The organism is Desulfovulcanus sp., from assembly GCF_982781345.1.
Window position 1 is genome coordinate 19093 of sequence record NZ_CEYAEZ010000013.1, and the last position, 21404, is coordinate 40496.

Annotated in this window: 14 protein-coding genes and 1 tRNA gene; 13 read left to right on the forward strand and 2 right to left on the reverse strand. The window is 44.4% G+C overall.

The features are described 5' to 3' along the window. Nucleotides 1–31 precede the first annotated feature (31 nt). Both AC3WVG_RS03570 and AC3WVG_RS03575 read left to right on the forward strand, forming a co-directional pair. Nucleotides 32–1336 carry a 4Fe-4S binding protein gene (locus tag AC3WVG_RS03570; RefSeq protein ID WP_488796808.1) on the forward strand — a complete coding sequence of 435 codons (1305 nt, stop codon included), beginning with the start codon at nucleotides 32–34 and terminating at the stop codon, nucleotides 1334–1336. A gap of 56 nt (nucleotides 1337–1392) precedes the next feature. Next, nucleotides 1393–2244: a deoxyribonuclease IV gene (locus AC3WVG_RS03575; protein WP_488796809.1), complete on the forward strand. Its 852-nt coding sequence runs from the start codon at nucleotides 1393–1395 to the stop codon at nucleotides 2242–2244. Nucleotides 2245–3210: 966 nt separating this feature from the next. Here AC3WVG_RS03575 and AC3WVG_RS03580 read toward each other — a convergent pair. After that, nucleotides 3211–3287: transfer RNA gene (locus AC3WVG_RS03580), tRNA-Arg, on the reverse strand. Between the two features lie 481 nt (nucleotides 3288–3768). Between AC3WVG_RS03580 and AC3WVG_RS03585 the strand changes: the two genes are divergently transcribed. Then, nucleotides 3769–4524 (forward strand): tetratricopeptide repeat protein, encoded by a 756-nt coding sequence (locus AC3WVG_RS03585; RefSeq protein WP_488796810.1) that lies wholly within the window; start codon nucleotides 3769–3771, stop codon nucleotides 4522–4524. A 58-nt stretch (nucleotides 4525–4582) separates the two neighbouring features. Here AC3WVG_RS03585 and AC3WVG_RS03590 read toward each other — a convergent pair whose 3' ends face one another. Then, nucleotides 4583–5482 (reverse strand): histone deacetylase family protein, encoded by a 900-nt coding sequence (locus tag AC3WVG_RS03590; protein ID WP_488796811.1) that lies wholly within the window; start codon nucleotides 5480–5482, stop codon nucleotides 4583–4585. A 761-nt stretch (nucleotides 5483–6243) separates the two neighbouring features. Between AC3WVG_RS03590 and AC3WVG_RS03595 the strand changes: the two genes are divergently transcribed. The 10 genes from AC3WVG_RS03595 to AC3WVG_RS03640 all read left to right on the forward strand — a co-directional run bounded on the left by AC3WVG_RS03595 (nucleotide 6244) and on the right by AC3WVG_RS03640 (nucleotide 21394). Further along, nucleotides 6244–7257, forward strand: coding sequence for an ABC transporter substrate-binding protein (locus AC3WVG_RS03595; RefSeq protein WP_488796812.1), 1014 nt, complete (start codon nucleotides 6244–6246; stop codon nucleotides 7255–7257). Further along, complete coding sequence (locus tag AC3WVG_RS03600) at nucleotides 7235–8305, forward strand: FecCD family ABC transporter permease (protein ID WP_488796813.1); 1071 nt, start codon at nucleotides 7235–7237, stop codon at nucleotides 8303–8305. Before AC3WVG_RS03595 ends, AC3WVG_RS03600 begins: the two co-directional genes overlap by 23 nt. Further along, the gene (locus AC3WVG_RS03605) at nucleotides 8305–9087 is read left to right on the forward strand and encodes an ABC transporter ATP-binding protein (protein ID WP_488796814.1); all 783 of its coding nucleotides are present in this window, start codon (nucleotides 8305–8307) and stop codon (nucleotides 9085–9087) included. The genes AC3WVG_RS03600 and AC3WVG_RS03605 overlap by 1 nt, the downstream gene beginning before the upstream one ends. A 121-nt stretch (nucleotides 9088–9208) precedes the next feature. Then, nucleotides 9209–11392, forward strand: coding sequence for a TonB-dependent receptor plug domain-containing protein (locus tag AC3WVG_RS03610; RefSeq protein WP_488796815.1), 2184 nt, complete (start codon nucleotides 9209–9211; stop codon nucleotides 11390–11392). 66 nt (nucleotides 11393–11458) lie between these two features. Continuing rightward, nucleotides 11459–15334: a cobaltochelatase subunit CobN gene (gene cobN, locus AC3WVG_RS03615; protein WP_488796816.1), complete on the forward strand. Its 3876-nt coding sequence runs from the start codon at nucleotides 11459–11461 to the stop codon at nucleotides 15332–15334. Nucleotides 15335–15375: 41 nt separating this feature from the next. Further along, the gene (gene bchI, locus AC3WVG_RS03620) at nucleotides 15376–16401 is read left to right on the forward strand and encodes a magnesium chelatase ATPase subunit I (protein WP_488796817.1); all 1026 of its coding nucleotides are present in this window, start codon (nucleotides 15376–15378) and stop codon (nucleotides 16399–16401) included. Between the two features lie 67 nt (nucleotides 16402–16468). Then, nucleotides 16469–18535 (forward strand): putative cobaltochelatase, encoded by a 2067-nt coding sequence (locus AC3WVG_RS03625; protein WP_252380382.1) that lies wholly within the window; start codon nucleotides 16469–16471, stop codon nucleotides 18533–18535. A gap of 57 nt (nucleotides 18536–18592) precedes the next feature. Beyond that, on the forward strand, nucleotides 18593–19351 hold the full coding sequence (locus AC3WVG_RS03630) for a DUF3450 domain-containing protein (protein WP_488796818.1): 759 nt from the start codon (nucleotides 18593–18595) through the stop codon (nucleotides 19349–19351). Continuing rightward, the gene (locus AC3WVG_RS03635; RefSeq protein WP_488796819.1) at nucleotides 19348–20784 is read left to right on the forward strand and encodes a MotA/TolQ/ExbB proton channel family protein; all 1437 of its coding nucleotides are present in this window, start codon (nucleotides 19348–19350) and stop codon (nucleotides 20782–20784) included. Before AC3WVG_RS03630 ends, AC3WVG_RS03635 begins: the two co-directional genes overlap by 4 nt. Before the next feature lie 7 nt (nucleotides 20785–20791). Next, nucleotides 20792–21394: a MotA/TolQ/ExbB proton channel family protein gene (locus AC3WVG_RS03640; protein ID WP_488796820.1), complete on the forward strand. Its 603-nt coding sequence runs from the start codon at nucleotides 20792–20794 to the stop codon at nucleotides 21392–21394. Nucleotides 21395–21404 lie beyond the last annotated feature (10 nt).

A 21404-nucleotide genomic window follows, 5' to 3' on the forward strand; every position in this document is an offset into this window, starting at 1 on the left:
TTGTTAAAAATTATCAATAGGAGATAATCGAATGCATCTCTGGCTAGTTCCCCCGGTTTTGAGTTTGGTCTTGCTTTCGGCCCATGCCCTTAGGGCAGGAGACCTGGGCCTTTGCATTGCCTGGATTCTCCTTAGTCTTTTATTTTTCACCAAAAAGAGTTGGGTCAGATATGTTTTGGCTGCTGCTTTGACCTTGGGGGCTTTTATTTGGCTGGAAACAGGAATCCAGCTTGTTCAGTTCAGAATGGCTTTTGGGCTTCCTTGGCTCAGGCTTGGACTGATTATGCTCACTGTCTTTGGGATTACGGTTTTTTCCCTTTTCCTGATCCTTGGCCAAAAAGGACGACTTTTCTTCTCAGAAGCAGTAGAGAGTGGACCAGCCCAAGGTGCAGCTTTTTTGAGCACAACCCTGACTCTTGTATTGGCCAGAACAAAGACAAGTTTTCCTATACTTCTTGCTGATCGTTTTCATTTGAACATGGGGTGGGTAGAAATCTTTTTTCTTGCCTTGTATGCAGCCTGGATTACTGGAAAAATGCTTGATCCTAAAGCGTCTATTCGGGTTAGGCCGCGTATCTGGGCCCTGTTTTCTCTGGTCTTCTTTCTTCAGCTTTTCCTGGGGCTTTTAGGGATAGAGGAAATGCTCATGACCGGAAAACTGCATTTACCAGTGCCTGCTTTGATACTGGCAGCACCAATTTATCGTGGTTCTGGCTTTTTTATGCTCACCCTCTTTACGATAACTGTTCTTTTGGTAGGTCCGGCCTGGTGTAGCCACCTATGTTATATAGGGGCCTGGGATGATGTGGCCAGCCGGGGGGTCAAAAAAATCCGGCATCTTCCTAGATGGGCCAAAAGGGTACAAGTATTCAATCTTGTTTTGGTTGTTGTAGTAGCTTTGACAATGCGTATTCTGGGCTCCCCCTGGACGATGGCTTTAATCTCGGCTTCCATTTTCGGACTTGTGGGAGTAGGAGTCATGCTCTTTGTGTCCTCTAGAAGGGGACAACTGGTTCATTGCACAACGTATTGTCCCATGGGGCTGGTGGGTAATATTTTAGGCAAGATTTCACCTTGGAGGATAAAGATTGGTTCCGGGTGTAATAAATGCGGCAGATGTTCAAGCATATGTCGGTATGGAGCCTTGACTGGTGAAGATTTGCAAAAGGGTAGGCCGAACTTATCCTGCACACTATGCGGAGATTGTCTTGGGGTCTGCAAAAAGAAGCATATTTATCTAAAATTTCCAGGTCTCTCCCCTGGACTGGCCAGGAAAGTTTTTGTTGTTATGGTCGTGAGCCTGCATGCGGTTTTCCTGGGAGTAGCCAGGATGTAATTAGTCAACTTTCTGCGTTCGCTCCGAGTTTGTTTTTAAGTTTTGGAGGAAATATTGTGCCCTATTTAGGCGCTCACATGTCCATCAGCGGCGGACTATATAAGGCGATACAACGCATCCAAAAGGTAGGAGGCAGGGCCCTGCAGATATTCTCTAAAAATCAAAGACAGTGGCATTCCCCTTCCTTGACTGAAGAATCCATTCAGGCATTTAAAGAAGAATGGCAACAATGGGGCGGGTATCCCGTTGCCGCGCACACATCTTATCTCATTAACCTGGCCGCAAAAAATAAGAATGTACTTAAAAAATCCATTCATGCGTTTGCTGATGAATTGAGAAGAGCCGCGCTTCTTGGCATCCCTTTTTTGATCACCCATCCGGGGTCGCACGGCGGGGACGGAGTGGAAGTAGGCTTAAGAAGGTTTGTACGCCATCTTGACCAGGCCATTGAATTATCAGGAAAGCGAGGAGTAATAGTCCTTCTGGAAACAACAGCCGGACAGGGAACGAACCTGGGTGCGAGTTTTGAGGAATTGGCCTTTATTCTGGAGGAGTCTAAGTTTCAGGAAATGCTTGGGATCTGTGTGGACACTGCCCACATTTTTGCCGCTGGTTATGATTTGCGCACTCCAGGAGCCTATGCCCAGACCTTTGATTTGTTAGAAAGAAATATTGGTTTGGAAAGGATACATTTTTTCCATCTCAATGATTCTAAGACAGGACTTGGCTCACGCAAGGACAGGCATGAGCATATCGGAGAAGGACGAATTGGCCTGGAAGGATTTAAGCTTCTCTTAAATGATCCCCGTTTCCGTGAGCATCCCATGGTCCTGGAAACCCCAAAAGACAAGGACTTACATGAAGATATAGAAAATCTTAAGGTTCTTAACTCCCTGATTTCGAAGTAAAAAGACTTATAAGAAGCGATTAAGAAGATTATTGAAAAATGTCAGAAGGGGAAAATTTAGCTCAAAGGGTGCATCCGATAACTGCATTTGCTATTTATGAAAGGTTATATTTTAACCACAGAAGGACACAGACAAGTGCGCTCGGTGACTTGCCGGTCACATTGCTGTCCTGGCTTGAAAGGCCGTCATGCTTTTGTTCGGCAAAGTCTGCCGAGCAAAAATGTCTGCGTTAGTCTGCGTGGGTCTGCGGTTGAAAATATTAAAGAGGATTAAGGTGTAAGGGGTAAGGTGGGGTAATTGAAATGTTCTGGGAAGATTTGAAGACATGATATGTTTTTGTGTTTGGCAAAAGATTTACAGTATTTGTCGGATGTTGGTTGTAGGCATTTTGAAGAAGTCTACAAAGAAGTAAGCAAGAGGTTAAACTTTAAAAGAGGGGTTCAAGTAAGAAATCCTTACCCCGTAGCCCTTAATCCCTAGCCCTTAAATTAGACAGATGCAGGTACAGGATACGCCCGATAAGAAGAATATTATAAACTAGTCCGCTAATTTTATAAACACAGGAAAAATTCTTAATGGCGTGTCTGCAGGCAATTGCCGAAGGCATATAAAATAGTAGATAGTTATGAAAGAGGACTAGGAAAAGTAATTTTGAGAATATTTAGACAAGACAATTTCGAGGCAATTAGACAAGAGGAGCGATTTTTATAAAAAAAGGGGTTAGGTCAAATCACCTAACCCCTTTTTTTATTCTTTTTATGGCGACCCCTGCAGGATAAGCCATAGGAACGCTCCCCAGCTGGGTAGCGCTACTGTTATGATCCAGGATAATGAGATGTTTGGTTTGATTGACGAAGCTATGGGGGTAAGGGGAAAGGCAGGCGAACGCCTTGATGTGAGGTAGCAATAGGGTAGCAAAAACAAAAAAGGGTTTACCGAAGCAAGTCGGTAAACCCTTGATTTCAATGGCGCGCCTGCAGGGATTCGAACCCCGGGCCGACGGCTTAGAAGGCCGTTGCTCTATCCAGCTGAGCTACAGGCGCTAAGAGAATTCTCCATTTAATTTCAATTAAAAAAAAGGTCAAGATAAAATAGCTAAGATTTTTTGGGAGATAGATTTTTAGCAAGCGATTTTCAACCAACGGGTGAGATTGACACGGGTGGGTTGGTTCGCACCCCTCGCAAGGACAATCTCCTCATTGTTATTGCGAGATTTGAGCAAAACAGGCGAACGAATCTCACACTTTAAATTGCAAAAGAACGCATGATTTAGGTAAAAATAGTGTAATCAATAATGACACAGCAAGACAATAGCGTAGTACGCTGTTCATTTGGTATATTCATTGTCCATTTTAATAAATACTTGAATGTATCTGATATTTTGTTTACTAGTTCTGTATCTTTTAATTACAACTTTTTATCCTTGTGGCTTACAAAATTTGTACTTCATAATTTATTAATCTATTTAATGCGTATTTATATTTAAGGTTAATAAAGGAAATAGTGTGAGCCTGGGAGGGATTCATGGTTAGTAACCATAGCCTTAAAACAACAGAAAAAGAAAAAGACAATAAAATCAAGGGGCTATTTTCTCTCCAGACCGTATCAAAAGTAGGTATTGGAACCACTCAGAAAAAGGATATCCAAAAACAGTATTGGTTTGCAACCGAGATTGATGAAGACCTGATTGAGATCAGGCCTCTTAATGTCGAATTAGTCCCTTCCAACTCAAAGAAAATCATTTCCAAAGAAGAGTTTCTGGATAAGTTTTTTCCTGAGCCAGAGTTTTATATGCAAACAGTTTATCCTAAAATGTGCGAACTAAATAAAACCATTGCCAGGGCTGAGCGACATCGCAAGCGGGGAGAAACTTACAGTGCTGAGTATGAGTATAAGAATGCATTAAAGATTGATGAAGAAAACATCAGGGCAAATTTTGGTTTGGGGCTAACTTATCTGGAAAGAGGTAACAAAGAAAAGGCCAACAACATCTTTAAGCGATTGGTCAAGCTAGATGCCGCTTTTGAGCTAAAACACAAGCACTTATTTAATGAGTTTGGAATAAATTTGCGTAAACAAAAGATGTTTGAACAGGCAGTAGAGTATTATGGACGGGCACTTGAGCTTAGCCCGAATGATGAAAATTTGCATTACAATATCGCTCGGGCATATTTTGGCCAAAATAAAATTGAACAGGCATTAACGCATTTAAAAAAGGCCCTGGAATTGAATCCTGACCTGAAAGAAGCCAAAAAATTCATGGAATTTTTAGGTTGTTAACTGGTTAACTGTTAGTCTAATTTTTAATGGGTGCTTACTGTAACCCATCTATATTATTTTAGCTAATTAATTTAAACAACATTTCCCCGCTCCTTTCCAGAACCTCCAGGTTATACCCCCCTTCGAGGGAGAAGATAATGGGCAATGTTTTCTCTCTGGCAATCGAAACAAGAGTCTCAAGGATGAACCTTACGCCTTCATCTGTGACTTTCATGCCAGCCAGATAATCATCCTTATGCAGATCAAAGCCGGTTGAGACAAGGAGGATTTCTGGTTGGAATTTATTTATCAAACCAGGAAGAATTTCTCCGTAAATCTGTTTTATCTCCACATCTCCTGCCCCTGCCGAGAGAGGAACATTGTGGATATGTTCGTTGTTTTCTCTTTCGCTTCCAGTTCCTGGATAGAATGGATACCGGTGAGAGCTAAAGTAAAATACATCGGGATTATAAGATAGGATATGCTGAGTCCCGTTGCCATGGTGAGCATCAAAATCGACGATGAATACTTTTTTAAAGGCAAGTTCAAGGGCTTTTAGCGCTCCTACAACTACATTGTTAAAGATACAGAAACCCATTGCCCTGTCATGTTCTGCGTGATGTCCAGGCGGTCTTACTGCACATAAAACACAATTAAAGTTTTCTTTAAAGCAGAGATTCACTGCTTTTTCCACTGCACCTGCGGCCATGAGTGCGGCAAAGTAGCTGTGTTCGTTGTAATAGGTGTCAGGATCAAGGTGTCCCTCAAAACCCTGGCATCTTTTTTCTACTTCGTGGATATAGCTTTCTTCATGGGCCAACTTGAGAAGTTGCATGTCCACTGGTTTACTGTCTAGAATGGGAATATTAAAAGAAGGAAGGGTTTTTAAAAATGCATGCAGTCTTGTTGCATTTTCAGGATGGGAGGGAAGATCATGTTTCAAAAAGATTTCGTTAAAAATAACAGCAGACTTAAACACTTTAAATACCTCCGCAAAATATCGGATGTCGAATTTTATTTGTTTTGAAATGGACAGCAATTTTTAATAGAATCGGTAGGAAAACACAACTGAACTCCAACAGTTTTTGAGCTACTTTTTTGTTTTTTTGCGGCTATAATTTGCAATGATCGCTTATGACCTGATTCTTAAAAACAGTTAGGTTCCCGGTCCAAGTTGTTTGATTAGGAAACCAGCCCCTTGCTTCTAGTCCCGATGTCTTTGTTTTTTTATGCTAACTTATTTTTAAATAAGCAGCCAATGAAGTCAATTGTCCTGTTAATATGCAAGCATAGTTTTTTCACCCCCCCCCTATTAGGTCCTCGCCTTTGGAACATGCTAGAATTATCTTTTTAAGACCAAAAAACTTTACAATTTTTTTCAATTTTAATCATGTTGTTATTGTTGAGTAGCAAAAAATAGACATATTTTTTTTGCAGTACGTGTGAATTTTAGTGTCTTTGTGTGTTACGCATATGGTAAAGTGACGATAAAAGATATTGACTTTTTTATTTTTTAAACGTAGCTGAGCTATTTTACAAAAGTTGTAGCCAGATAATATTACTTTATTTGAAATGTTATGATGGCTCGGTAGGTATTTCTTTTTTGTGAGGGCTGCCCGGAGAGATGCGCATACATAAAGGAGCTCCTTCTTGTGGCTCGCTAGGAACCGTATCCTTAGTACCAACTTCTACAAAGCCTCTCATAAAAAATTTAAGGCTCTTTTTAAGTCGAGAAACCCTATGCGTGCTGCCAACTATTTTATATTTATTTTAATTTTCCTCTTAGCCTGCAAAGGTGGATTTGCTGAGGAAACACGAACCGTTATCGATGCCAGGGACCGTGAAATCCAGGTCAGCTTGCCTGTCCGAAAGGTAGTTGTTCTCAGCGCAAATGCCTTGGAAGTTATGCAAATTTTACAGGCAGAAAATCTTGTAGTCGGAGTCAGCGATTACATCCACCAAAAACCGCGGTTGTGGTCGAAATTTCAGGATCGCCCGGTGGTTGGACGTTGGAATGAGCCAGATTACGAATTGATAGCTACCCTCCGGCCTGATCTGGTTTTGTGTTACGGGCGTTTCCCCGGGGTTGAGGCTGAACAAAAATTGGAGCCGCTGGGAATCCGGGTGCTTCGCCTCGATTTTTATAAAATAAGCGCGCTGCCCAGAGAGGTGCAAATTCTGGGCGATATTTTAGGGAAGCAAAAGCAAGCAGAAGCGTTTTTACGATGGCATGCTCAAAAAATGGAATATATCGAAAAGTTGCGCGGAAAAAACTCACCAGGAACAAAGGTCTATGTTGAAAGCTTTTCTGACTATCAGGTGATGGGACCGGAGTCTGGCGGGTATGAACTAAGTGTTTATGCCGGAGCTCGTAATATTGCTTCTGCTTTTTCTACATCGTTTTCTAGGGTTAGTCCTGAATGGGTACTGAGCAAAAATCCGGATGTTATCGTTAAGATAGCTTCGATAAAGGATGCCTATGTATGCGATAATTCGAAAAAATTTCGAAAAATACAGAAAAATATCATGGAACGTCCCGGCTGGAAATTCATCCGTGCAGTGCAAGAAGGCAAAGTTTATGTATTAGCATCAGACGTTGCCGGGGGACCCAGGGCTGCAGTGGGAATCGCTTACATGGCCAAATGGTTTTTCCCTGAAGCAGACTTAAATCCTCAGGAAATACACAGGGAGTATTTGGAGGATTTTTTAAAGGTGCCATACCGTGGTTTTTATGCCTACCCAACAGGGAATTGAAGACATGAGTATCTCTAGAAGGCTTCCGGCTTCATATGGATTAGCCCAATATAGGCATCTGATCAGGCAAAGAACCTTGCTTCTTTGCATTTTGGCGGCTCTGCTCGTGTTGATGGGCATGGTCAGTCTCTGTGTAGGTAGTTCAGCTCTTGGCTTGCAAGAAGTGTTCGCAGCTCTTTTTGAGCAATCGACCGTATCAAGTGTAATCATCTGGAAATTGCGCCTGCCTCGAATCGTTATGGCTTTTCTGGCCGGGTGGGGTCTGGCCTTGGGCGGGACTGTCTCCCAGGCTATTTTGCAAAATCCTTTAGCTTCGCCGTTTACACTGGGAGTAGCTTCAGGAGCAGGCTTTGGAGCCGTAATTGGTATTGTTTTCTCAAACGGGCTTTCCAGGGAAATAGTTGCTGCCAGTGCCTTTGGTTTTGCCTTGCTCACATCTTTACTTATTTATGGGGTGGCTCGCTTGAAAAGCACCACATCCGAGACCTTAATCCTGGCTGGCGTGGCCATCATGTTCCTTTTTTCTTCGCTTACTTCCTTTGTCCAATATACAGCAACTATTGAAGAAGTGCATGAAATGGTCTTCTGGTTTTTTGGCAGTCTCTCCAAAGTGGGATGGGCTGAAATTAGTATCGCCTGCCTGATGATCATTCCTCCCATTCCACTGGTGATGGCAAGGGCATGGGACTTGAATCTTTTGATGACCGGAGATGAATCAGCCAGTGCCCTTGGGGTCAATGTGTCCACCATACGGACGGGAGGCATTTTTCTGACAGCGCTTATGACCGCGGGCGTCATTTGTTTCACTGGAGTTATAGGTTTTATTGGGCTGGTGGCACCTCATATCGCGCGCATGCTAATTGGAAGTGACCATCGCTTCTTGATCCCAGCTTCAGGATTTGTGGGCGCAATACTGGTGGTGGGTGCTGACACGTTGAGCAGAACCATCTGGCCGCCACAAGTTATCCCAATTGGTATCATGACTTCTTTCCTGGGGGGCCCATTCTTTTTTTACCTCTTGATGAAAAAGGCCAGGAAATACTGCTAATGTTGCGGGTAAAAAATCTAAAATTTTCATATAAGCATCAGGAAATTCTTAAAGATATTTCCCTGGAAGCGCGTCCCGGAGAAATTCTAGCTATTATCGGGCCAAATGGCGCGGGCAAAACCACCTTGTTGAGGTGTATTCTCAATATTTTAAGGCCTGCCAAAGGGGTCATAACAGTTGATAAACAGGATCTTCTCCACATGTCCTCCAGGGAAAGGGCCAAACTACTGGCCTATGTTCCCCAGGCATACCCTCCAAAATTTCCCATGACAGTATTTGATACAGTTCTTATGGGGCGCAGACCTTACTTATGTTGGCGTCCTGCCAGGGAAGAACTCAAAAAGGTAACCAGTATTCTTGAAATAATGGGACTGGATTCCTTTTCTGCGAAAGATTTTGATTGCTTAAGTGGAGGGCAAAAACAAAAGGTCATGCTGGCCAGGGCTTTGGTCCAGGAAGCCCGCTATCTGCTTCTGGATGAACCTACAAGCAGCCTGGATCTCAAATATCAGCTCGAAGTGATGCAACTTCTTTGTCAAATCGTCAAAGAAAAAAACATGGGGATAGTAGTGGCCATCCATGATCTAAACCTCGCCCTTCGGTTCTCCGACCGGGTGGTCATGATGCAAAACGGGACTGTATTTTGTTCCGGTCTGCCCGATAAAGTTATGAATCAGGATAATATTCGCACTGTTTATGGAGTAAATGTGGAAAGCTTCAGTAACCAGGGGTATAACTATTTATATCCTGTTAGTTCAATAACAAGAAATGATTATAGATAAATTTTTGTAGACATAACGTAATATTATAGCCGGTACTAACTATTGAGTAAATATTATGTAAATTAGACAAGGTTTGATATCATACAAATAGACTATTAAATTAAGATTATGGAGGGACAAGATGAAAATTTTTAAGGTGTTGCTATTGTTTTGCTTGGTAGTTTGTCTTGGAAATCCATTGTTTGCAGCTCAGCAGGAAGATGTGAAAGCAGACGAAACTGTGGATATGGAAGAGATGGTAGTCACTGCGACCAGGACAGAAAGGGAAATAGACAATGTTCCTGCAAGCGTGAGTGTGATTACCAGGGAAGAGATGAAAAAGTATCACATCCAGACCATTGATGAAGCCTTAAAATACGAAGCCGGGATATATTTCAAGAGAAAAAAAGGACTGAGTGATAATCTTCCCAGTATTCAAATGCGTGGTTTGCCATACCAAAAGCGGACATTGGTTTTGTTAAATGGTCTCCCCATTAATGATGGATACAACGGAAATGTGAAATGGAATAATATCAGCGTGGAAAATGTAGAACGTATTGAAATTATTCGCGGTCCAGCCTCAGCCCTTTATGGAGGAAATGCCATGGGCGGTGTAATCAATATCATCACCACTACTCCTCAAAAACTTGAAGCCGAAATTTTTGGAGGCATAGGAAGTGATGAGACTTATCGTTATGGTGGCTATGCAGGTGATAAGTTTGATAAGTTTGGGATAAGGCTTGGATATGAAGCGGAGGAGACCGGTGGATATCCAACCTCTCTCGTTACCATGTCAATCTACTCCGGTACTGGTACCCTTACCGGGGGCTATCCTACTACAGATCCATCAGGTAAGTCCAAGTGGGTGGTTGGAGACAAGGGCGATAACTGGGGCAAGAGACAGAATATAAACCTGATGGCCTCTTATGACTTGACAGAGACAGGAACCATTTCGCTTGATTTTCAATACGGACAACATCAATACGGTTATGATGAACCAAATACATACCTGACCGATGCCAATGGTAATCCAAGTTTTGACGGTAATGTAGATGTAGGTGATGGTCAATTTGCATCGGTTGCGTCGAAAAATTATCTTGCAGGCATTGGCAATGAAGACAGTTATCTCGTTTCATTAACATACAAAGAAACCTTCGGTTCTGTGGGGTTTACCGGAAAAATTGGATATCAGTTTAATAATAAATGGTATACTAGCCCGGTATCTGGGACTTATGACAATGCCACAGGGAAATTAGCTGATGCTGACACCGACACCTGGCTCGCTGATCTTCAGTCAGACATGCCTTTAGGAGATAAGCATTTCCTTACTTGTGGGTTCTACTTTAAAACGGATAATTTTAAGCAGGACGAATACAATCTTTCATTTTATCGGGATGAAGACAGCAAGCAGGATAAAACATACGTTACAAGAGGAGAAGACCTTTTTTATGCGTTATATGTTCAAGATGAGTGGAAAGTCTTGAAGGAGCTGACTCTTTACGGGGGACTTCGCTTAGATTTTTGGCAAGCTGATGGTGAAGCCGGTCCTGTTGATGATGTGAAAAATTTTGATGAGCTTCAAGATCACGCTATAAGCCCAAAAATTGGAGCGGTTTGGAATCCTCTTGAAGACACATACTTTCGCGCTTCTGTAGCTAAAGCATTTCGCGCTCCAACGATTTATGATCTTTACCGTAAATGGTATTCATCATATACTTATCATTTTAACCCCAATCTTAAGCCTGAAACTGTCTGGACTTATGAAATAGGTGCTGACCAATATTTCTTTGATCGGAAACTTAAGCTTGGAGTAACATTTTTTCATAGCGATTTTAAAGATATGATTTTGAGATATAGTGAAGGCTATGATTATTATTTAGATAATGTAGCAAAAGTAGAAATAAACGGCTGGGAACTGGAAGGTTTCTACTCTCCTTTTGATTGGTTGAAACTTTGGGCCAACTACACCAATAACGACAGTGAAGTAAAAGAAAATGAACGTAACCCGGACGCCGAAGGCCAACATCTCACTAAAATACCTCTTGAAACCATCAATTTAGGCAGTGAATTAGCATACAAATGGTTCAAGGCAAGCCTGGCTGGAAATTATGTGGGCAGGATTTACACCAGAGAAGATAATAACGATGTTCCTGATGTCTATGGAGCTTACTCAAAGCGCTGGCTCTGGAACACAAAACTAATCTTCACACCTGAAGAAAATGTGGAACTCTCACTTTCTGTAGATAATATTTTTGATGAAGAATATTTTGAATACTACAAGGGCCGTGGCAGAAGCTATTTCTTTGAAGTAAGGCTCAAATATTAACCAGGCAACATATACGACTGCAATCCGCTATAGCGGATTGCAGTCGTATAATGCATGGGAGAATCTATGAACATTGCCGCTATTGTTTGGAATAGCTACGTTCCTACGCTTGTTCAGGCCAGCAAGAGCTTAGATTGGCTTGACCTAAAAATTTTTTCTTCCAGCACCCTGGAAAAAGACCCATCAAAACCAGAAGATGCACTGAGTAAACTCAAGAAAGCAGATGTAATCCTGCTGTATCGTTCTTCAGAATCATTTTGGGAAATCATTGAAAGAGAGCTCAAGGATATTGGCCAAAGTATCCCGGTTGTTTGCCTGAGCCATGACCCCTCCTATTGGGCCCTGTCCACTGTTTCTCCTGCTATAGTTCAGACTTGTTACGATTACCTCACCCTGGGAGGCGAAGAAAATTGTGCCAACATGTTTTGTTATATTGCCAGGGAAGTGATGGGGCATGACATTCCAGTAGAGCAGCCTAAAGAAGTCCCGTGGGAGGGGCTGTATCATCCTCTGGCACCTGTTTCTTACTTTTCTTCGGTTGATGACTATTTGCAGTGGTATGAAGGACATGCTGCCAAGAAAAATATAAAAGACGCGCCTAGTGTAGGACTACTTTTTGCCCGCCATTATTGGGTTAATAACAATCTGGCGGTTGAAGATTTTCTTGTTACCGAGTTGGAGAACCTTGGACTTAGAGTTATCCCGGCCTTTTCCTACAGTGTGAAAGATCCCGGCCTGGGCGCAAAAGGAAGCGCTCAAGTTGTCCAGGAGGTCTTTTTTACTCCTGAAGGTAATTCCCGCATCCAGGCCATGGTAAAACTTCAGGCTTTTTTTCTGGGAAAACAGAGAGGTGACAAATCTTCTGATATTGGAAGCGCCGAGGATGGTGTTAGCCTGCTTACAAAACTCAATGTTCCTGTGTTTCAACCTGTTGTATCCAGCTACAAGTCGCCCGATGAATGGGAAAATGACGAGCAAGGACTTGGGACCGACATTAGCTGGTGCGTGGCAATGCCCGAATTTGAGGGCGTGATTGAGCCCCTTATCATTGGTGGGGCAGGGAAGTCTGAAGACAGTGAAACCGGAGTTGAACTTGAAGAGCGCGTACCTATTGAGGAACGTTGCCGTCGGTTGGCCCAAAGAGTCAAAAAGTGGGTGGTTCTCAGACAAAAACCGGTTTCTGAGCGAAAGGTAGCCTTTATTCTTCACAATAATCCCTGCGCTTCAGCAGAAGGCACAGTAGGTGGAGCGGCAAAACTTGATTCGCTGGAAAGTGTCGCCCGCATCCTGCAAACAATGCGCAAGCGAGGCTATGCGGTGGCTGCCCCAAAAGACGGCAAGGAACTCATCAATACCATCATGGACCGCAAAGCCATTTCTGAATTTCGCTGGACCACTGTCAATGAAATCGTCAAGAAAGGCGGAGCCCTGGACCTGGTACCGCTTAACCAATATTTAAAATGGTGGAGAGATTTACCAGAAAAGGTTCGTAAGCGAATAAGCAGTGCATGGGGAGAGCCCCCAGGAGAGGAAATAAACGGCGTGCCACCGGCAATGGTCCATGAGGGCAAAATTGTGGTCACAGGAGTCCCTTATGGCAATGCGGTCGTTTGTGTGCAACCCAAACGTGGATGCGCCGGCCCCCGCTGTGATGGCCAGGTGTGCAAAATTTTGCACGACCCTGATGTTCCCCCTCCACATCAATATCTGGCCACCTATCGTTATCTGGAAGAGTGCTTTGGAGCGGATGTAATTGTGCATGTAGGAACGCATGGGAATGTGGAGTTCCTTCCAGGGAAAGGAGCCGGTCTTTCTGAAGCCTGTTTTCCGGATATTTGCATTCATGAAATGCCCCACCTCTATATCTATAATTCCGACAATTCTCCAGAAGGGATCATCGCTAAAAGGAGAAGTTACGCCACCCTTGTGGATCATATGCAGACCGTGATGAGTCAGGCCGGATTATATGAAGAACTGGAAGAGCTTGGACGTTTTTTGAGCGAATACGAACAGGCCAAAATTACCGATAAAACCCGCGCTCATGCGCTGGAACACATGATCATTGATCTGATAAAACAGACCAACCTGGATCAGGAAATTAATCTCGATAAAGAGACTCCTTTTGATGAAGTTGTAAGAAAAGCTCATGAAGTATTAAGTCGTATCAGAAATACCCAGATCCAGGACGGTATGCACATTTTCGGAGAAATCCCTCAAGGTGAGAGGCGGACCAACTTTATTTATTTAATCCTGCGTTTTGATGCAGATGAGGAAAGGTCGGTTCGAAAAATTCTTTGCCGACTTATGGGGCTTGAACTTCAGAGTCTTTTAAATGAACCCGGTGAAGTGAGTCCCAGGTGGCAAAAGAGTCACGGTGAACTTCTGGAAGAGATTGATTCCTATGGCAGGCTTATTGTGGAGCAGGCTCTCAAATCATCTGGTAATGGGAGTTTTGGAAAGGAGGTGCGCAAACTTTTGGGAGAGCGCCTCGTAGATGAACACGAGCTCAAGCATTTGGCAGAGATTCAGGCCAGGATTCTTGATCTGGACAAGAGGATTGAGGCCTCCAAAGAAATAGATTCCTTACTTAATGGGTTTGACGGGAGATATATACCTGCTGGTCCTTCAGGAGTGATTACCAGGGGAAGGGATGATATTCTGCCCACCGGAAGAAATTTTTATTCCCTCGACCCCAGGCGGGTGCCAACAAAGGCAGCATACCGTGTGGGTGAGCAGTTGGCTGCTGCAGTTATAGATAAACATATGAGTGAAGAAGGCCGGTTTCCTGAGAATGTGGCTGTTTACTGGATGTGTACGGACATCATGTGGTCTGACGGAGAGGGCATGGGGCAGATATTCTCTCTTCTTGGAGTACGCCCTGTCTGGCTCTCAGACGGCAGGGTCAAGGGGTTCGAGATCATTTCTCTGGAAAAGTTGGGCAGGCCCAGGATTGATGTGACCATCCGCGTTTCCGGCATCACCAGGGATAATTTTCCGGAATGTATCGATTTGTTGGACGAAGCCATCTATGCGGTCGCTTCTCTGGATGAGCCCCTGAACATGAATTATGTACGCAAGCACTCTCTGGAAAAATTAGAGTCAGAAGAGCAGGTTAAGTCTGATAAAGATCGCTGGCGAAAGGCTACCTTGCGAATTTTCTCCTCAAAACCGGGAACATATCGGCCCGGAGTCAATCTCGCAGTATATGCGTCTGCCTGGAAGGATGAAAAGGATTTGTCAGATATCTTTGTCCATTGGAACGGCTATGCCTATGGAAAAGGAATTTTTGGGCAAGCATCCCATGACCAATTTATGAGCAGTCTTAAAAGTGTTGATGTGACCTTTAATAAGGTCGTTTCTGACGAGCACGATATTTTCGGGTGTTGTTGTTACTTTGGGACACACGGAGGGATCACAGCTGCGGCCAGGCACATCAGCGGGAAAGAAGTCAAAGTCTATTATGGTGATACGCGAGAACCGGAACGGGTGGAAGTGCGTGATCTTGCCGATGAAATTCGTCGTGTGGTCAGGACAAAATTGCTCAATCCCAAATGGATCGAAGGAATGAAACGGCACGGCTATAAAGGTGCAGGAGACATTTCCAAACGAGTTGGCCGGGTTTACGGTTGGGAGTCAACGACCCAGGAGGTGGATGATTGGATCTTTGACGACATAGCCCGAACATTTGTTCTGGATGAAGAAAACCGGGAGTTTTTTAAAGAAAACAATCCATGGGCCCTAGAAGAAATCGGTCGCAGGCTTTTGGAGGCCGAAAGTCGGGGACTATGGAAGGCTGATCCGGAAGTATCGCAAGGGCTGCGTGAGGCGTACCTGGAAATGGAAGGCTGGTTAGAAGAATCCATGGGCGAGGTTGAAGGTGATTTCCAGGGCGGAGCAGTGGATATTTTTTCTCCTGAAGATGTGGAGAAAGGAATGGGATGATCAAAGCAGTTAGACTAATAGGAGAAATGTAGGAAGTTATTATGAAGGCAAATCGAACATTTCCTTTTTCGGCCATTGTAGGCCAGGAAAAGATGAAAAAAGCGCTACTTTTAAATGTTGTTAATCCCAAACTGGGCGGGGTGCTTATCCGAGGCGAAAAGGGAACTGCTAAATCCACAGCAGTGCGCGCACTGGCAAGTTTGTTGCCTGAAATCGAGGTTGTAGCAGACTGTCCTTTTGGGTGCTGTCCGCGTCAAGCTTCGCAAGTTTGTCCTGTATGTGCGGAAAAGTTGACCCAGGGAAAACAGCTTTCTGTAACGCGCAGAAAGATTCGCGTAGTGGATCTTCCGGTTGGTTCCACAGAAGATAGGGTCCTGGGTACTCTCGATCTGGAAAAGGCAATTAAAGAGGGAGAAAAGCACTTTGAACCCGGCATCCTCGCCCAGGCCCATAGAGGGATTCTTTATGTAGACGAAGTCAATCTCCTGGATGACCATATCGTGGATGTGCTGCTGGATGCTGCGGCTATGGGGGTAAATACAGTAGAGAGGGAAGGAATTTCCTTTTCCCATCCTGCCGAGTTTGTTCTCATCGGTACCATGAACCCGGAAGAGGGGGAGCTCAGGCCCCAGCTTCTGGACCGGTTTGGACTTTGTGTCCAGGTTGAAGGCATCACGGATGTGGACCAGAGAGTGGAAGTAGTTAAACTGCGGGCAGAGTATGAAGAAAACCCTGAAGCTTTTCAGGAAAAATGGCGTAAAGAAGAAGAAAAGTTGAGTCAGCGCATTGTACAGGCCAAAAAGATTTTGCCTGGGGTCAGTTTGTCTGATGACATGCTCCGCTTGATTGCTGAAACTTCTATAGAAATGAATGTGGACGGTCACCGGGCCGACATTGTCATGATGAAAACAGCCAAGACACTGGCTGCTCTTGGTGGTCGTAAGGAGGTAATCCGCGAAGACATCAGGGAGGCCGCAGAAATGGCTTTGCCCCACCGCATGCGCAAGAAGCCTTTTCAAAAGATTGGTCTTGAAGCTGAAAAGATACAGCAAATTTTTGGTGGATAATTCAATTTTTGTGGCCTTTTCCCAGGTTTTTTATTCAATGCTAACAAAGAGTTGGACACATCCGAAGATGCAAGTCAAGACCAGTTACGCAGCAAATACGAGTTTCTCAGGAGTAAGGGTTGGCTGGGAAACGCGGCCTGTTTATCCCTTCCCGGCTATTGTTGGACAGGAGCAGATGAAAGAAGCGCTCTTGTTGAATGCGGTGTGTCCGTCCATTGGAGGGGTCCTAATCCGGGGTGAAAAGGGTACAGCCAAATCCACGGCAGTGCGCGCACTGGCAAATTTGTTGCCTGAAATCGAGGTAGTAGCAGACTGTCCTTTTGGGTGTGACCCGAATGGAGAGCTTTGTTTTTTGTGTCGGACAAAGCTCCAACAAGGCCAAGCACTGCCTGTTAAGCGCAGAAAGATTAAACTAGTGGATCTCCCTCTTGGTGCAACTGAAGAGCGAATAACGGGAACCATTAATCTGGAAGAAGCTGTTAAGTCAGGGAAGAAGGCTTTTGAACCAGGGCTCTTGGCCGCTGCCCATCGAGGTATTCTCTATATCGATGAAGTCAATCTGCTTCATGATCATATTGTGGATATTATTCTGGACGCGTCGGCCATGGGCATGAATATTGTTGAACGCGAAGGGATATCTCTGGTTCATCCGTCGGAGTTTATTCTCATCGGCACTATGAATCCGGAGGAAGGAGAACTCAGACCACAGCTTTTGGACCGTTTTGGGCTTAGCGTGGAAGTTTGCGCTCCTTCCGAGCCTGAACCGCGTATGCGTGTGCTTCAGCTGAGAGAACAGTTCGATCAGGATCCCGAGTTGTTTGTTAAAAAATTTTTTTCTGAACAGGAAGATTTGACTAGGCGCATTCTAAAAGCTCGCCGGCTTTTGCCTCGGGTGAGGATGTCCCAAAAGCTGCTTCAGCTTTGTTCCAGCCTCTGTTTGGAGGCCTTTGTTGCGGGCCATAGAGCAGATATTACACTTAGAAAAACTGCACGGGCGCTTGCAGCGCTTCAGGAACGCGATAATGTATTGGAAGATGATGTGTTAAAAGCTGCCGAATTGACTCTTTTACATCGCAGAAGAGTTAATTCTCCCTCGCCTCCTCCATCTCGGCATGAACATGACCATGAGCGCAAGCACGAGCAAGAATCATCCGAAGACAGAACGGAACACCATGAACACAAGCAAAGGAGTGCCGAAAATCAAAAGATGCCAGACACTCCCGAGGAGGCCACTCCTGAACAAAATGATTCCCATGAGGACCAATCTCCTGCCGGCCCAGGAGTGGAAACAATATTTCCTGTAGGCGCACCATTTAGGGCAAAACCATTTTTAATGAAGCGTGACCGGTCGTTCAGAAAAGGGTCAGGACGGAGGTCCCGCACTCGTACGACCCATAAAATGGGCCGTTATGTGAAAAGTAATCTAAATCAAAATCCTCAGGACCTGGCCCTGGACGCGACATTGCGCGCGGCAGCACCTTATCAGGCTAAGCGAAGTAGAGAAGGGGTAAGCGTTGTTATTGAAAAATGCGATCTTCGCCAGAAAGTGCGGGAAAAACGTATTGGCAATTTGATCGTCTTTGTGGTGGATGCCAGTGGCTCCATGGGTGCTGGGAAAAGGATGGTCGAAACCAAGGGCGCTGTCCTTTCCCTTCTTCTCGATGCGTATCAAAAGCGGGACAAGGTTTCTTTTGTGGCCTTCCGAGGCAAGGAGGCAGAAGTACTCCTACCGCCAACGAATAGCATTGAACTCGCGTACAAACTCCTTGAAGAACTACCCACTGGAGGTAAAACCCCTCTATCCCAAGGCATTGCTGTGGGTTACCATGTCCTGGATGTCCAGCTTAGAAAAGATCCCAACACCTATCCTCTTATGGTGCTCGTTTCTGATGGCAAGGCCAATGTGAGTCTATCTGGCAGAAAGCCGCTGGAAGAAGTAATGGAGCTTGCTACGATCATCCGAAACGATAACCGTATTCGTAGTGTAGTGATTGATGTGGAAAAATCCGGTCTCATCACTTTTGGTCTGGCAAAAGAAATTGCTTTAAAACTTGGAGCTCAATATTTTAAAATTGAAGATCTAAAAGCAGCGACCTTAGTAGACGTGCTCAAGGAAGATGTCCTTGGTATCTAAATTTGTCGTTCAAATCATTTCAAAAAAGTATCCCCTATCAAAAATGGAGCATTAAAAGTGCTAAAAGGTCTTGTTTTCTTTATCACTTTTCTTTTTTTCTTTCCTTTTACAGGCCAAGGCAAAGAGACACCGCAAAAATTGATTAACTCCATGGAAGGAGCTGTCAAAGAGGCGCAAAAGGTCCAGGGTGAAGTTGATGCATGGGCTGTGGAACGGGAGAAACTCCTTTCTGAAATTTTAGAACTTAAAAATCTAAAGCGATGGTACACCCACCAGCAAAAAAAGTATGAGGGCTATATTCAAAAGCAAAGAAAGGTTATTGCTGAGCTTAAAAGGCAGAGAGAGGAAGCCAAAAAGATAAACATTTTTTTGGAACCATATCTGGACGATACCGTCAAACGGCTGGAGGAATTCATTGCATCAGACTTAAGCTTTTTGCCCGAGGAACGACAAAAAAGACTCGCCTTTCTAAAGAATTCCCTTGACGACTATCATCTTGAATTAAGCGAGAAATTGCGTCGGGTACTGGAAGCTTTGCAGGTTGAGGCTGAATATGGCCGGGGAATAGAAAAAAACGAGGCAGTTTTATCGCAGGACAACGAGTCAACCCAGGTTTATCTTTTGCGTGTTGGTCGCGTTGCCCTTTTTTATCTAACCTTGGATGGAAAAAAATGTGGATATTTGGATAGGTCTTCCAATACGTGGAGGGAACTCCCTGCTTCCTTTAATTCAGAAATCAGCAAAGCCCTGGACATGATTGAACGCAGACGGGCCTATGAACTGGTCGAGCTCCCACTAAGGAGAGTTCAGCCATGAACCACACCATTTTCCTTGTTTCACTTATAGTATGCTTTTGGACCTTGCCGTGCTTTGGAAAAAATCAGACATGGCCAGAGCTGACGGCTCGAGTTCAAAACGAAGTCGACCAGATTAAACTAGAAACACTAGAAACCAAAGAGATAATCAAGAAAGAGCGAGCCGCACTTTTGCAGCAGCTGGCCCGATTAAAAAAAGCTGTACTCAGAGAAGAAAAAAAATTTAATCGACTCAAAGGCCAGTTTGAAGCCTTGCTTAAACAGGAAGAAAAAGAGCGTGCGCAACTGGAAAAAGAGGTACAGGAGGCAAAGAGCCTGGAAGGAATTGTGCGCGCGGCAGCCAGGGATGCGAACAAACTTTTTCAAAACAGCCTTATATCTCCTGAATACCCACAATATCTCCAAAGAATAGAGTGTTTGTCGGAGGCAAAACAGTTTCCTTCATTTGAGGATGTCCGGGCCCTTGTTGAATCGTTATTTGCTCACATGAAGGCATCGGGTCAGATTCGTCAATCAAGAGAAGAGTTTATTAGCCCGAAAGGTATAAGAATAAGAGGTGAAACCCTGCGCGTGGGAGACATTGTAGCTTTCTACCGTCAGAATAAAGTTGGTGAAAGCGGCGGAAGTGTTGGGTTTTTGCGCTATGATCCAAAACAGAGGCTTTTGGCAGCTTACTCCGGCGATACTTCATGGTCAGTGGCTAGAGCGATACGCAAATATTTGGAAGGCAACAGCGATGTTCTGCCCCTTGATTTGTCCGGAGGCGTGATTCTTGAGCGTTTGAGTCATTCCAAGGGAATAAAGGAATGGCTTCTCTCCGGTGGATTTTTGGTCTGGCCCATTCTCCTTGTTGGGTTAACCGCCTTCGTCCTCGTATTGGAGCGATTATTTTTTCTGGCCAGGATCAAGGCCGATACTGATGAGATTATGCAGAATTTTAACTCCTTGGTCAGTCAGGGGTTATTGGACAAATGCAAAGAATTGAGCGCGACCAATGACCGTGTGCCGGTTTGCAAGGTACTGGCAGCCGGTCTTGCGCATCTTGGGGCGAGCAAGGATGTTTTGGAGAACGCCTTGCATGAAGCAATTATCAAAGAGGTCCCCAGGTTGGAGCGCTTTCTGCCCACCTTGAGTGTTCTGGGGGCCATTGCCCCGCTTATGGGCTTACTCGGAACAGTAACTGGTATTATCGATACCTTCCAGGTCATAACTTTCTACGGCACAAGCGATCCCCGCATGATGTCAGGGGGCATTTCAGAAGCCTTGGTCACTACCCAGCTAGGCTTGGCTGTGGCTATCCCGATCATGCTCATGCATCATTTTCTGGAACAAAAAGTAGATAGATTAGTCGCAGACATGGAGGAAAAAAGCATGACGCTTACGGTGAGTATAATGAAGGGTGAAGGCCACGGTTTGGCTCCGGAAATTAAATAAACTCGTTATGTTTGTTTCCTCAGGTTGGTTTGAGCAGGTTGTCAGCTATTTTGATGCTGGCGGGTGCGTGATAGTTCTTTTGTTGGGGCTCTCTATTTGGATGTGGACCCTTATTATAGTTAAATTAAAGCAAATCTACACTTATCGTCGCACAGAAATTCCACTGAATGAATGTTTTGTCCGTTTGAAACAAGGTAGGGATATTCCAGGATGGCAAGGACAACTTATCAAAAATTTTCTAGGCAAGCGTAGTTTTGATCCGGAAATTGACCAAAAGTTACTTCATACCTTGGCTTGTAGATATTATTTGACCATTGAACGCCATATCAAGACTATCTTGGTTCTTGCGGGGACAGCTCCTCTGCTTGGGCTTATGGGCACGGTAACAGGCATGATTGCCTCTTTTGAAGTAATTTCATTATTTGGGACAGGCAATGCCAAAGCACTCTCGTCCGGGATATCAGAAGCTCTGATTACAACACAAATAGGTCTGATCGTGGCCATCCCCGGGCTGTTTATGGGTAATTTTCTTCTTCGTCGAGCAGAGCAGCTCAAGGCCCGGATTAAGCGCTTTTGCAATAGTCTGATGGTTGAGATGATGACTAGTTGAGAAGGACAGT